Genomic DNA, 15,055 nt, shown 5'->3' with positions numbered 1-15,055 from the left:
AAATCCGTGATTAATCAACTACTATCCATGATACAACTTCAAGCAGCACCATTCAGATTGCTACACTGAGCTATTAAACTAACGCATAAAAAAACACCTTACTCATTTATCTGTAATTTAGTTAAGGATTTCCTGAGTCAGGACAGTTATTAATCTTCTATATTTGATTAACGGTATGTAAATAATATGCGTTTTTTTTGTTAATAGCAAAACTTCTGAATATATCGATCCTGCTCGTAATTTTAAACTATACTGAGTAAGTAACTTATGCACGAAGGCATATATCCGAGGAAACTGATAACTAACTGAAAAATAGTTAAAATATCTACCTTAAGCACTGTGTATCTTAAAGAAACATTATCCTCTCAATCGATATTCAGTAAAGAGAAAACGAGTCAGGTCAAGTTATCCGTTGTTAAAAGCTATTATGAACATTAGCCGCTGAAATTGATGACATGGCCCAAGCTTTTCATACAAAGCTAAACATGCTGGCATTCCAGTAAATCCAGCCAGGAAAATCCAATAAAATATTGACAATAGATGGCACACATGGAAAGAATCATCTCAAAACCATTAGGAGGTTAGTGATGAATGAAAAATTCTATCAATTAAAAGTAACGCTCACAGACTCAAAACCCGCTATTTGGCGGCAATTTGTCGTTCCCGCCTCTATTTCATTTGACAGGCTGCATGACGTGATACAGATCATTATGGGATGGCAGGATAGTCATCTACATGAATTTCGTATTGGCAAATTGCGACTAACAGAAATGCCAGAAAGCCCATCTGATGGCAAGGAAGAAGATTTATACCGTCTGGCTGATCTGATTAAACAAAAAGGGCGATCTTTTACCTATCTCTATGATTTTGGTGATGAATGGGAACACGAAATTACTTTAGAAAACAGTGATTATCCGGCAAATGATCTTCCGCTTCCTTTTTATTGTCTGGATGGTGCTCGCGCCTGTCCCTTTGAAGATACCGGCGGGATTGATGGTTATGAAGATTTAATCGCAATACTGAATGATCCTTGCCATGAGGAATATGCAGAAACGCGGCTATGGATAAGCGAATTACTTGATTTGGATGAAGATGAACATTTCGACTTCGAGCAATTTCCCATTAACAATATTAATGCTTTCTTGGCGCTCTATTATCGCTGGTCACGAGATCGTTACCATCTCTTGTGGGATTGGGAGTGAATTTAACAAAGAGACAAATCTATCATCATTGGGAAAAGTTTCAGATGAGTCACTATGACAAACATCGTGACTTGATTTGAATTAATTTTTCCCATGGAATTAGATGATACTTAACTCAGTATCGAGTGCAGTTTCTGCGGTATTTTCAGATTAGCCCTATCAAGCTGCACTGGTATTTAACACCATTATCATCACTCATTTGATATTAAATACAGTAACTATCACAGCAGGTATTACTATTGCCGGCGATTCTTATCAATCAATAGGAAATACAAACCGCATGCAAAAACGAAGCATGCATATAAGATTCTCTTCTTTCACCACTCCTTTCCGGCTGCATTAACAAAGTTATTAAAACAACGACTAAATAGATAATGCCATTAATCATCATAACAGATTGTAATAAAAATATTTTTTAACTAAAGATTAATATAATGACTTCGAGATAGCTTGATTTTATATTGAATTTATAACACTTTCTTACAAATTTATATTTTTGTAAATTTGAAAAAAACGCTTGCTATCTGATGAATGTTTAATTACTAATTAACCTCCATCATATGGACTATATTTAAAAAAATTACCTCCCTGTTCCCCTTATTCCTGGGGATTAACTGATCAGGATTGATTTCTGTCTTCCTGTCATCAACTCGCCATTATTCACGCGATAAGCGCTGTTTTTATCGGTGATGATGGGATTTTTACTACATTATTTCTTTAACAAAAGAATTGATTATTTCAACTCTGGGCAAAATATGAAACCCCTGTGGGGCCACACTAATCGTCTCACAAACATATTTCCAGATAAAAAACTTATAGCTGTCATTCCGCACCTCATTCCTGATTTAAAAACAGTGTGATCTTACGCATACTTTATATCTTTAATAGCGCCAATGAGATTGACGGCGATCGCGCGTTTTGAGCTATTACTTTTATTTGCCGGAAAGTGACTATGTCCATACCTGAGCCTGTCATTAAACGTCTTGATCACCTGGGTTTGTTGGTCCTGTGCATAAACCCGCTTTCCGGATCAGTGGGACTAACCTTCGTCTTTCTCTGCCGTTTCTTTAGGGCTGGCTTCAGGCTTTTTTTCCGGCTGCCGCCCGGTCTTCAGTGACGGCTTTATCCAGTGCGTCAAAATAGGCACCGGGGGGAACCGGCCGCATGACATTCTCCGATTTATGCGGATTGGCGCTGGCTTTCAGGTGGGTGCTGTCGGTATAGAGTACGCGTCCGCCTACGAATCCTTTGGCCATCGCCTGTTCAACAATGTGGTCAAAAATCTGCTGGAAGACCGCAGTATGATTGAAACGACGGCGGCGGTTCTGACTCAGGGTTAAGGCATCAGGGACCTTCTCTGTCAGTCCGAGGCGCAGAAACCAGCTGTAAGCCACATTAACCTGAATTTCCTGTACCAGACGGCGTTCACTGGGGACACCAAACAAGTAGCCGAGTAACATCATTTTAATCAGCATGACCGGATCGATAGCAGGACGGCCATTATTGTGGCAATACAATGGGGCGACTCATTCGCGGATAAATTCGAAATCAATGGCGGCATCGATTTGACGGACCAAATGATTTTTAGGAACCAGTTCGTCAAGCGAGAGCGTTTCTGGCGGGAAAGTCTGGAGAGGGGGTGTTCTTAGCATGGCGGCAAGCTCCGTTGAATGAACGGAACTTAATTAAAACAAAGTGCCGGATAAAAAACCAGCACTTTGTCAACAATCTGAAAGCCCAAAGGGCTGTCCCCGTAAAAACGGGGAACATTTCTACTTCAACTATCATCATGAAACCTGAATCTGGTTTATCCCCATCAATTCAAGGAACTCTGACCTTTTACGTCAATTATCTTTCCGGATGACGGTTGATCCCCGTAGATTACAGGGATCAAATTGCAACAGATGGAGATAGTTCTGTATTTAGCGGTTTACCCCCGTAGAAACGGGGAACAAGTCCATCTCTGCCAGCTCAAACGCTAACTGTTCGGTTTATCCCCGTAAGTACAGGGAACACGCTTCCAAATCCAAAACACAACAGTATCAGTTCGGTTCACCCCCGTGGACACAAGGAACACCAATTACTACCGACTCTATCACTGTTACTGTCCGGTTTATCCCCAGAGAGATAGGGAACACCAAGGAAGCCAATGATCAGTGTCATTTTCGTACGGTTTATCCCCGTGAGTACAATACAGGGAACTCATCCTTAGCTATATAACTATTTGGAGCACTGCTAGGTCCATCCCCGTAAGTACAGGGAACATTTAGTGAACATAGTAAAGCATCACTCATGCCGCGGTTTATCCCCGCAAATACAGGGAACACTTAAATTCTCTCTTTGACGAGATTTATCGAGTTTGGTTTACCCCGGTAATGACCAGGAACACTCACTAACACGATATCCTACCACTAATTATAGCGGTTTATCCCATTAAACACAGGAAACATATTTTTCCCTGTGCAAATGTATACCAAAATTCGGGTTTATCCCCACAGAGGTGAGGAACACGGTAATTATTTTATCAATATTTCCGAGAGTAACGACCACGCCTTACTCTACAGGATGATATTAGTTAGCAATATCACTTTTTACCATGCTTTTGAAACATAACACGAACGCCTAACAACAGCGAATTTGCTACCTTTAACATCAATATCCTCATACAACAAAGAATATTGCATTACGATCTTCAACAAAAATAAATTTAAATGACATCAATGCCATTATACTGTTCTGATTAACATCAATCCACATCCCATCGCTTTAGCACGACCAAAGCCTTTTGCATACTGTTCCAAATATAGCTCACCGTTGGTAATCGTCAGAAGCCCTTGAAAATCAACACTGGAAAATTGTATTTTTTGCCCCTGCTTTTTTACACTTCGATGCTGAGTATAACCTTCAATATCCAGTAAATCGTCAAACTGAATACCCCACTGCTGCATACGACGATGATTTAACAGCCAATTACGGGCAGCATTCTCCATCATAACTTTTATTTTCCCCTGTTCCGTTTCACCTTGCTGTTTTGCCTGAAACTTAGCATGCATCAAGACATCATGACGCTGACGTTTTCCAGAAGGATCAGTAATACAGATTGTTGGATTAACGCGTAATTTGAAAGCTAAACGCTGCCCCTCCTTCAATTGAGGATAAAATGCTTTCGTTTCCACCTCAAACAATGGTGACTGAGTTTGAGGTGAGGTTTTAGATAAAACATAGAATACAGGTAATCCCATTATTCCGATCTCTTCCCGAAATAGAAATTGCCGTTTTTCGTCTGCTGAAAACAATTTCCATAACAATTGATGAGAAGTATAAACGCCATTTGCACCCAATTTTGCTAATATATTTGCTGTTTGACTCGATTGCCGAAGCACAATTTTAGACAAATACATCAACACCCTCCTCGATAGAAAGTTGATACATAGTACGTTGCCGGAATTGCCAACGCCCTCGGTTAATCGGCTCATCCCAAGGATGGCTGATTAAGATATTTGAAGAGATAATTTCATCTTTATTTCCCTCCCAAAAATAAGTCACAATACCGTTTGCGCCTAGCCACAACTTATCTTCGCTATCAGAATGAATCAACGGTGGAAAAGAGATATCCAATGCCATTTTTAATGCCGATGACGTAATGAGTTTAGGGCTGAGAGGCAAAGCAAGCGGGCAAGATTTACGTCCAAGATGCAAGATAAATACGGGTTTAAGTAAAGCATCCCGGAATTGTTCAAGCGTAAAACAAGCGTGTTCAGTTAATGTAATAGCAACGATCCAAATACCATCACAACGATAATCACGATTAGACAGGATGGTATTAAGTTTATCTGACCTTAATTCACTTTTACGGTTCTGATGAACCACATTATTATTGTGCGTCGGCACCTGTGTCGTATGATAATCACGCATTAAAGAGCTAGGAACTGTCTGCTTAATTGCAATTAACACACTTTTTTGTAATTTTGCTAATTCAGACTCATTATCTCGTCGAATACCTAACGCTGCTCCTAATAACCCCAAAATCGCAGAGCGACCAGGATACAATTCCGTTGGCCTCTCCCCCCCAACCGCAGGTTGTCCCCAACTTGCCATCGGGCCATATAATCGGAAGACTAAATATGCTTTCATTCTGCCCCCATTACTGTGCAACAAATTCAAGCAGCTCGGTCAAAGTTCCTTCCCCTGTGAATGTGTTGAATTTATAGCGGGCATCGGCACAAATACCGTAAACCAGATCAATATTGCGCATTTGGCTTTCTAATGCATCAATTGCCGATGAACCTTGGTCGCTGTCGTTAATGGGCTTTAAAAATGCAACAGATAAAGAACGAGGTTGTTGCTCGCCTTTCTCAGCGAGAGCAAAACTGGCATAAGCACGAGAAGCAAAACTATTTTGTTTACCCGTAGGCGATATTTTCACAGCGGCTTCTGTTAATGCTTTAATCGCTTTATTAGCAAGGGCTTCATCACCATCCAAATTTTTTATTAATTGCGTTTTATTAATGCAGATATAACTGTAAAACAGCGCGGCGGCAAAACCCAATTCCCCTATATGGGCCGACCCCGTATCTTCCTTACCATCATTTAAATCATCCACCGCTGTAAAATAATCATCTTCAATAACCACACTATGTACACTAATAGCATGAGCGACCTGACAGGCAGCCTCGACGTTAAATGCCGGACTTGAAGCTAACATCCGACCAAACAAAGCAATATCCACCGCGGTTTGCTTAGTTTTTAATAAATTAAGCTCTTCAGCCGTTGGTGTCCGGTTTTCTTCCGTCAGCACCGCAATCAACGACATGACAGATTGTTGCTCTTCCGGGCTGATATGTGCCAATTGTTCAATTTCTAAAGCATCTTTTTTCGTTTTTCCAAAAACACCAGCAATAGTCGTAGCCAATGCTCTAGCAGATTTTTCGTTCACGCCAGCATTGATCAACGTTTCAAACACCTTGATACCAAGTCGCTTGGTGCGAATACCCATATTCTCTGATAGCACCTGTTCAAACAATTCAGAAGTACGCCAGTGACGTTTTAAACTTTGAGAACTCACGCGTAAACGTTCAAAACCGCCCATTTTCGCTGTCTTAGGCCGGCCTAAATCATCACGATTCAGATTAGATGGCGCATAGGAAGTTAATAGGTGTAATTGAATAAACTGACTCATAATAATCATCCTAAACTCAATTAATAAAAATCCGATAAATCAACTGATTTACCACTAGCAGCACGGTAATAATCCATAACCCACCTCACTTTGATACGCCTATCCGCCTTACATGGCTGTAATTGTCCATATTCAGCAAACCACTCCTCAATATCCCGCGCTAAAGCCAAAACAGAAATATTGCCTTTGATTTGCTGCAAAACCCGACGTAATCGACGTAATAATTCATTCGGTGTTTTAGCATTTTGTAATTGTGAAAATCTTAATTCACTGACCACCGGTTTATTTCCTCCTCCTTTCTTACCCGCCGCTACCGCCAATTTGATATCACTGTTGTTTTTAACATAAACTAATGCCACCGCCATCGTGGCCCAATATTCCAATTTTGCCGGATTATCTGATAAGCTAATTTCATCAGGTAAGCTGAGCCATAAAGCCCGAAAGCCTTCAGTTAACATGGCCATCTCAACACTTTCACAGCGTTTTAACTGGGCTCTATAAGTAGAAGGCGCTGGAATAATACCTTTCTCTTTTAGCTGTTTTGGTGACATAAACATACTTTGCCACCAATGCAATAATATGATTTCACTCTTACTGTCCATTACACCTCCTCTTTCCCGGAGTGAATATGATGATTAGTGATAAATGTTTTGATCTCTTTTAACGCTTTTTGTCCATATAACCCGATAATTAACTGCTGACGCGCTTTCATACGTTTCGCCATTGAACGCTCATTACCTAATTCAGATAAAGCAACATATTCATCAAATAAATCTCTACAGAGATAACGCAAGGTATTGAGCCAATGTTTGGCCTGTTCTGGTGTCAGAAACGGCACATCGGAATTTGCATTATTGATAAGTTGATGCACCACAGAAAAGAATAGGGATTCACTTTGTTGCCAAAAAGTCAGGTCAATAAAGGAAGTGTCTCCTTTCACATCAATGGGCTTTTCAAACCAAGCCGCTTTTATTTGATTCCGACATAGCCAAATCATATTGATTGCCAGTTTTTGCAGCTCTTTGACTTGATATAGAATCTTTTCCTGTTGTTCAAGTAAGACAAAAAACAACGGCACAGTGACAGAATACCAACAACGTGCTTTCATATTATCCATATCGTAGCCAAATACCCACAGACGAGGCATTGCCCTTCGGAGTTCAGCAAAATGACCACATAAAGAATAAAAATGACTCACAACCGGCGCACAACGCTGTCCTCTCTCATGGCTGGTAAATACTAAAGCATCCCAAATTTTATATGTCACCCCTCCCGGCTGGCCTTTAATAGATAAGGGTTGTGTTGGTTTTTTAGTATCCCATTTATAGGGCGTTAACGGATGGGTCCAATTACCGGTATAATTGCCGCCATAGTTTTGTGTCCGATATTCAGAGACAGTGAACTCAGAATATTTACCTGAAATTTTGCAAATATTCTCACCCTTTTCCACTACAAGACGTATACGTCTCGGCATTGCCCAATACATATGTAAGGGATGTACATCCGTAGCATGAATTTCTGTCCCTTCATTAACACTCACTTTTGTTGGCGCTAACCAAGGAAAAACCTGAGCACTGGTTAAATCAGGTTCCGAATAATGCCATTCACTTCGACTAATAACGTTTAACCACAGTTTTTGCCATAATGTGGCATCCGTTTGTTGCGGCACCACTAACGTGGTTAATGGTCCCCCACCTCGTAATCCTACTCGATGTCCCACCCCTCCTGACGGTGCATTAATTTGTAAGGTAAACAGTGCCAAAGTTGCCATTTCAAGAGACATCACATCTCCGATGCCACGTTTAATGAAATGATCCGTATTAAGTCTTAAACCATTCGCTCCCGGTGCTTCAATTAACAATCCAGCTACAGTGGTTGATTTTACTGTTTGCAGCGGATCGAAATCCTGCATAAAAAGAGGCCCTATACCGGTAACATTAAAAGCATGTATCACTTTATTAAAAGTTTGTTGTAATACCTTCTTATCAGGTGATATTTCATACAGAGCATGCCATTGATATTTATCTTCCGGCGCAAAAACGGTTTGTAATAAACCAATGGCAAATTGGCAAGCTGCTCCTTGAAAATCAGCTCGCGGTAAAGCAAAGTCCATAACATCATGATCACATATCGCATTAATGGGCAGTACTTTTTCACTGCCATCACGTAACCGAAAGGGCAACCACGGGTCCTGAACTAAGTTCATAACACCTCCTGCTTTTATCTTTCACAAAAACCTATTGTTGAAGAATAAGTAAAATTCGGATCTTGATCTGGCAACCAAGGTTGCAAATATCTAATTTGGTAATATCTCTGCTGCAATGCATTGAGAGCAGGTATTAATTCTGTTGGAATTGGGGCTAATTTATCCGCATACTTATTTCTGGATAATTTAATCGTACTCAGTGACACTGAAAATTCGTCTGAATTTACCCAAGGTACAAGTTGTCCTGAATCACCTTTTTTCAGTAATAATACCTCAACGGTTTCAATATCACTGTAGCGAGCATTAATATCTGAATCATCCTCATACCAATTATCAGCACTTCGATCACAATAACCATATAATTGCCACTGTAACCAATAAGACTTAGCTTTAGCTGCCTGACTTCGCTCCTCATCAATTAATTCATTCTCTTGATGTTTCAACACTTCAAGCGTTTGCTCATAAGCATGACCATAAACCGCGTCAATTAATTGACGCGTTTCCGCAGGCATACGTATAGCACCCAGTTTTCTCAACACGCGCATGGTTAACCACAAACGCGCAGGCGAGCGATAAACATATTGTGTGTTACGAAAATTATGGCTTAGCCAATCTGATCCAGGTTGCTCCCTCCATTCAGGCGCATAGATACACAATATTGGTGCAGGGCGTGAATCTTTAATACCCCACCGATAAATACCATCACTATCGCGAGTATGGCGATGCAAACGCCCAGCTCGCTGAATAAGATCATCAATAGGACAAATATCTGAAATCATGACATCGGCATCAGTATCTAAACTCTCCTGGAATATCTGTGTGGTAATTAATGCTTTGCCCCGCCGCAATTCACCATGACTATTTTTATCAAAAATAGTCAATACACGATCTTCAATCTCTTTTCGGTGTTGCAATATAAACTGGCTATGAAATAACAGACAACGCTCAGGTTCAGTAAGTAAACTTCGCAGTGTCTGATAAGCCTCAATAGCATCATCTACTGTATTTCGTATCCAAACGACACATTGCCCTTGTACAATGGCGGCTAATACCTTTTCAACACAACTGCCAAAGCTATTTAAGAAATCAACTTTGACTTCCCGGCTAACATCTTTTCGGCTTGATAACGGTTGTTCAATAACGGGCAATGTGGCATTTAAACTTATTTTGGTTGCTAAAGGAAAATCGGTTTTTTGCAATAATTGAGAACTCAATCCGCCAACATTTAGCCAAATATCCGTTAAACGTTGACGCTGTTTAAAGGTCAATGTTGCTGTCAATAAAACAGCTGAACCACCCTGATAAAGATGCAGCGCTAATAAATTTTCCAGTAAATTAAACATAAATTCATCAGCCGCATGAACCTCATCAACGATTAATACTTTACGATTAAGCCCAAATAATCTTAATGATTGATAGCGCCTTGGTAATACAGCCAATAAAGCCTGATCAATCGCTCCGATTCCGGCAGGCGCTAACAACGCCTGCTTACGTGGGTCAGCTAGCCATTGATTACACTGCGCTGAAGCAGCGATATCTGTTTTACCATCGTTTCTATCTGGGTGACCTAACGCTAAAACGGGTTCACGAAATTGATTATTCATCCCCCACGTACCATGAGCTAAAACGATATTTGGTTTACCGTCATCCTCTATCGAGAACATTTGCTGGTAATGTTTAGCAATCCGGCTAAATATTGCATTAGAAGACGCCATTGTAGGCAAACCGAAATAAAAACCATCAGCGGCTTTTGCCTGCATCAAACGGTGTGTAAGAGCAAGAGCCGCTTCTGTTTTACCAGCTCCAGTAACATCTTCTAAAATAAACAACTGAGGAGAATCATCTACAGGTATTGATTCGGCCCACTGTTGCAATGGTGTTGCAGCAAAACCGTAATATTTCTGAATGGAAATAAACGGTTTGATTACCGGCGTTCTACCTAAATTTATCGCCATAACCGCTTTTTTTGCCATTGCTTGAGCATGTTTCCAATAATCTGTTAACGGCATAGGTTTAGATTGATAAGTAAAATAATGGCTATCAGAACCAATCCAATCCGCCAATATTGCAATACCAGCAAACTGCCAACTCACTTGTTCTAATTGCCGTCGCCACTCTTTGGATTGTAATTTTTCAATGGGAAACTCAGGTTGAAATAATTCAACCAAATGATGTGCAAAGAGTTTGGCAGCATTAAAATTATGAGGTTCAGTAAAATGTTTAATCGCTTTATAGCCTGTTTTCTCAATTGGCCGGCCGTGATGCCCTAATACACAATCAATGAATACCATTAAGGTATCAAACATCTCTCGCTGTTCTCTTTGTTCAGCGCCTTCAATATTAACAAGTCTATTAAGTAACCCCGTTTTGATATTTTCCCAGAAATACAATCCTATACGATCATGACAAAAATAACGGCCATCATACTCTTTAGGGCAATCTGGTCGATGCAGACCTACTGCCAAACCGGGAAGTAATTTTTGAAAAGCAGATGCAAATTTACCAATATCGTGCAAAGCCAATATAAAAGAGACCATGCTTCGTAACTGCTGCGTAGATAACGCTAAAAAGTTAGCAAGATCTCTAGTTAGCGACCTTTCTAAAGAGAGCAACTGCATTCCTACCGCAGCAACATCTAAACAATGGTAAGGAAGTAGATGATAATCTGCACTATCAATCTCTAAGACTCGCTTCGCCTTACCCCAGTATTGAAAATAAATCGGCATTTCCATCTAAAATCCTTACTTAAACATCTCTTTTACCTATTTTTAGAACATAATGCGAAAATTTAGATCAGAAAAATACTAGTTTCTGTTTTTTTAGGATAATTCTGTATAAAAACTCACTACCTAAACAGATGAATTTTTGTCCTACTTCTGAGCATAAGCCAGAATTAAAGTGACATCGTAGTGCAAGGCGCAGTTTGACTGGGTAGCCAACCTATATTCATCTATCTGATAAATAAAGATAATTATATTTTAAGGTATGTACCCGTTTTACCAAAGGTTCATTTACACTGATAACCCTGCGTATATGATGTCAGGCCAAGGTGAGATGAAAGTACTGATGGGTGTTTAGCGATGTCAATTACAATTATTCCACAAATCGCTTTTAATCCTTATCTGTATAAATTTAAGCTCTGATGCGACGGCATAACAAAAGAGCTAATTAATAGCTTATCTAAGATAATGATGTAATTAATCCAGAAATTTTTTATGACCATGCGGCAATTCAATAGCGTGAATACAAAGACTATCGGTGTTTTCGCTTCCATTTTTCAAATTGTGGAGGTCGGAGGCCATACCTTGCCAACACACCTTCATATAATCGCCGTAGTTCTTCAATAACCAATGCCTTTAACGTGTCACGCTCAGATTGGCTTAATTCATCGGAAATTAATTTATCTATAACGTCAATTGAATCCGTCTCCGGCGTGGCAACTACCCGATAAACGATCTGCTTAATCACATTTCGATATTGTAATCTTAACGGATCTGGTGTGGTGATTCCCTGCGTGACAGCCAAATATTCTCGGGCAGAACGCTCATAAGCCCATAGATAAAGATCCCGTAGTAATTCAACTCAGGTCATTTCATAAATACCAAGCATTGCACGGCTATATGCCTCTTCCGGTATATCGACAAAAGTTAACGGACATAGATTTGAACGAATCAACGGAAAATTAGCTGCCAGGCGGGAAGTTCGCTTATTTACATCAGCAATAAGGCTGTAAATACGGTAAGTGGATCATCCCCAGTAAGAATACTGGCACGATTATGGTGCAATTCAGATAATCGCGCCACTTTTATGCCATCAATATGGCGCGATTAATGTGGGCAATACATCTGACTGTAGCGTTAAACCTGTTTAGCTGAAAACAGGACAAATGAACATGACGGCAGTAATCTTATTTACGGAGTAAGATTGCACCAACTATATCCAGCAAACTTTCAATAGCGCCGCTACGTAAGAAACGTTGCGTCTTAGGTATGACATGTACTTTTTCACTTACAGGAAGAACCTCAACGCCCTCACCTAAAAATACCGGAATCGTGGTTAAGAATATTTGTTGTAATTCACCAGCCTCAGCAAAATATGCAGCGGTTTTACCTCCCCCAACTAACCAGACATCTTTACCATTAGCCTCTTTCTTCGCTCTGGCAGCAATAGCTCTTACTGTTTCATTGGTTATGGTGATATTCAACCCTTCAGGCGTTGACAGCGCCCTATGAGAAAGAATAAAGGCGGGAACATTTTTGTATGGCCAATCATCCGGTGAATTTGTCATTATCCATTCGTATGTTTTTGCTCCCATAATCACAGCACCAATACCTCGATAAAAATCATCATAAGGTGTTGCATCATCCCCAAGCATAAACTCATACAACCAATCCAGTTCATTGTTTTTATTAGCAATATAACCATCTATTGTCGCAGCGACGTAATAAATTAATTTCGGCATTATTACCTTCCTATTAAACACGATGTTAAAACGCTATACACCCGGATTGATGATATACCCGTTATCTTTCAAGTTGTTGGCTGCACTCACTCACCCCGGTCACATCGTTATCTATGCTCCCGGGGATTCGCTCCCTTGCCGTCGCGATCCATCTTGAAATCCATAGGGTATATACCCTTCATCCTTCAAATTGCTGCTTTGTTGGCTGCTTTCACTTACCCCAGTCACATAGTTATCTATGCTCCTGGGGATGCGTTCACTTGCCGCCGCGCTGCAACTTGAAATCCATAGGGTATAGTTAAAATATTTTCAAACTTCCGTCAAAAGATAACGCGTATTTTCTAAGAAATTATACTTTATAAGATATATATTACCACACATATTCACTTCCGTTACTTCATATTTTCTCCAACACAATACATGAAAAAGTAAAACACTAAAACATTGCTTCCATACCCTAAAACCTAAATTCCATCATTCAATATCACTTAGTTACAGATATGAAAAACCCAAGAAATTAAAATAAAAAGTAAAACAAACAACTTAGCCAATAAAATAAGACCAGATACAAAAAGATAATATCTATTAGCACTTTAACACTTGATGATGAAACATAGCTCATCCATAAAAGCTAACTTTCATCATCTATAATATTGTTATAGAAGCGATATTCAGGAACTTTAGCTTCATTAATCGTGCCAATTCTTACTGGCAAATGACCATGCGAATGACATAATAATTTTATATAATTCCAATACTCCCTCTCTGTTTCTATATGCTCTATCAGTGGATCAAAAGCACTATCATAAAATTCAACATTTAATTCTCCATCATCATTACCTCCATTAATATTTCTACTATTATTTTCTTGTTGATTAATACACCCTTTATTATCCTTTTCGTGATTCATATTTCCGCGATCTATAATTTCTAACATCTCCTTTATCATCTCTAAGCTATGGCAAGCTGTTTGTGGTGAATTGTAGAATAAACCATCATTAAAAATAGCTTCCATCAATTCATAAAACGCAAACGAGGTTGTTCCCTGTATATATTTGATATTTCTATTATCATATATACCAAAACATTTATTATTCAAAATATCCGTATTATTATCATCATAGCCAATTAATATTTGTCTGTCACTGGCAATAACTGGGATATTTTTAATTTCATGGATATATTCACTGATACTGTAATGTTCTTTATCGCCTTTTCTATAACCCGATGCCATACAAACTGATTCAATATTAAAATATTTTGTTGGCGTATGTTCACGATTAAAATATTCAGACAGTTTTTCATTATCTTTCATATCTTTTCGCTGATATACCCGATGAACCGATGTGATTCTTTGAATACTGATCCAATCAAATATCGGTTCTTCTTGCGAAGGCTTTCTAATCTCTGCAATATAAGCAGCAATATCAATTTCCAACCAAGTGCTTAGCATAGCCTGCCACGGTTCTATCGCGAGAAATATATTTGATATTGTCACTCCTTTTTCTATTAGGACCTTATTTCTGAAATATTTCAGGAAAAATAACGGATCATTTTTCCCTAACTGTTCCTGGACTGATAACATCGGTACAGCTATTGTCGTATCGTAATCTGAACGAAATCTCAGAATCGAATCAATACAAATAATTAAAGTACCTTCCATCTTATCCCTCGTTCATTTAAGCTTTTAATATATTAACCACTGTAATGATCGTATATATAATCATCTATTATAGCTATATATCTGAATTTTGCTATTTTTGAACGTCAAATTTATTATTCCAACCTCCTACATTAATCAATATTAAAAGATAATTACATGATATATTAGGCACTCATCAATAACCCCAACATCATATTACCTTACCCCTAAATCTAAAATGATTTAAAATTTTCCCTTGTGAAAATATTTTTAATATTAAATTCAATTTGAAACTATTAAAAAAATAACAATTCAGATATTCTCAACACCTTAAACACTCTACTAACAGTAAAACTCAATAGAG

The 15,055-nt window shown here is 39.0% G+C and carries 10 protein-coding genes and 1 pseudogene; 1 reads left to right on the top strand and 10 read right to left on the bottom strand.

From position 1 onward, the window contains the following. The first annotated feature begins 587 nt into the window (after positions 1-587). Entirely contained in the window at positions 588-1,202 is a 615-nt protein-coding gene (locus tag LG003_RS08625; RefSeq protein WP_112877099.1) for a plasmid pRiA4b ORF-3 family protein, read from the top strand. 990 nt (positions 1,203-2,192) lie between these two features. On the opposite strand, the pseudogene LG003_RS08620 reads toward LG003_RS08625, so the two are convergent. The 10 genes and pseudogenes from LG003_RS08620 to LG003_RS08575 all read right to left on the bottom strand — a co-directional run. Then, positions 2,193-2,854 (bottom strand): annotated as a pseudogene (locus LG003_RS08620) (transposase); the annotation flags it as partial. A gap of 1,074 nt (positions 2,855-3,928) precedes the next feature. After that, positions 3,929-4,603, bottom strand: a complete 675-nt coding sequence (cas6e, locus tag LG003_RS08615; RefSeq protein ID WP_112877100.1) for a type I-E CRISPR-associated protein Cas6/Cse3/CasE — start codon at positions 4,601-4,603, stop codon at positions 3,929-3,931. Beyond that, positions 4,590-5,336, bottom strand: coding sequence for a type I-E CRISPR-associated protein Cas5/CasD (gene cas5e, locus LG003_RS08610; RefSeq protein ID WP_112877101.1), 747 nt, complete (start codon positions 5,334-5,336; stop codon positions 4,590-4,592). The genes cas6e and cas5e overlap by 14 nt, the downstream gene beginning before the upstream one ends. A gap of 10 nt (positions 5,337-5,346) precedes the next feature. Next, positions 5,347-6,381, bottom strand: a complete 1,035-nt coding sequence (gene cas7e, locus LG003_RS08605) for a type I-E CRISPR-associated protein Cas7/Cse4/CasC (RefSeq protein WP_112877102.1) — start codon at positions 6,379-6,381, stop codon at positions 5,347-5,349. A gap of 20 nt (positions 6,382-6,401) precedes the next feature. Then, on the bottom strand, positions 6,402-6,983 hold the full coding sequence (gene casB, locus LG003_RS08600) for a type I-E CRISPR-associated protein Cse2/CasB (protein ID WP_112877103.1): 582 nt from the start codon (positions 6,981-6,983) through the stop codon (positions 6,402-6,404). Beyond that, the gene (gene casA / locus LG003_RS08595) at positions 6,983-8,587 is read right to left on the bottom strand and encodes a type I-E CRISPR-associated protein Cse1/CasA (RefSeq protein ID WP_262980540.1); all 1,605 of its coding nucleotides are present in this window, start codon (positions 8,585-8,587) and stop codon (positions 6,983-6,985) included. Before casA ends, casB begins: the two co-directional genes overlap by 1 nt. A 14-nt stretch (positions 8,588-8,601) precedes the next feature. Next, positions 8,602-11,319 carry a CRISPR-associated helicase Cas3' gene (cas3, locus tag LG003_RS08590; protein WP_112877105.1) on the bottom strand — a complete coding sequence of 906 codons (2,718 nt, stop codon included), beginning with the start codon at positions 11,317-11,319 and terminating at the stop codon, positions 8,602-8,604. A gap of 520 nt (positions 11,320-11,839) precedes the next feature. Next, entirely contained in the window at positions 11,840-12,112 is a 273-nt protein-coding gene (locus LG003_RS08585) for a hypothetical protein (RefSeq protein ID WP_240000735.1), read from the bottom strand. A gap of 382 nt (positions 12,113-12,494) precedes the next feature. Then, the gene (locus LG003_RS08580; RefSeq protein ID WP_112877106.1) at positions 12,495-13,049 is read right to left on the bottom strand and encodes a dihydrofolate reductase family protein; all 555 of its coding nucleotides are present in this window, start codon (positions 13,047-13,049) and stop codon (positions 12,495-12,497) included. 631 nt (positions 13,050-13,680) lie between these two features. Further along, positions 13,681-14,712 carry a hypothetical protein gene (locus LG003_RS08575; RefSeq protein ID WP_112877107.1) on the bottom strand — a complete coding sequence of 344 codons (1,032 nt, stop codon included), beginning with the start codon at positions 14,710-14,712 and terminating at the stop codon, positions 13,681-13,683. Between the last annotated feature and the right edge of the window lie 343 nt (positions 14,713-15,055).

The organism is Photorhabdus kleinii (assembly GCF_025384885.1).
Classification (GTDB): domain Bacteria; phylum Pseudomonadota; class Gammaproteobacteria; order Enterobacterales; family Enterobacteriaceae; genus Photorhabdus; species Photorhabdus kayaii.
This window is presented reverse-complemented; position numbering and strand designations above follow the sequence as displayed.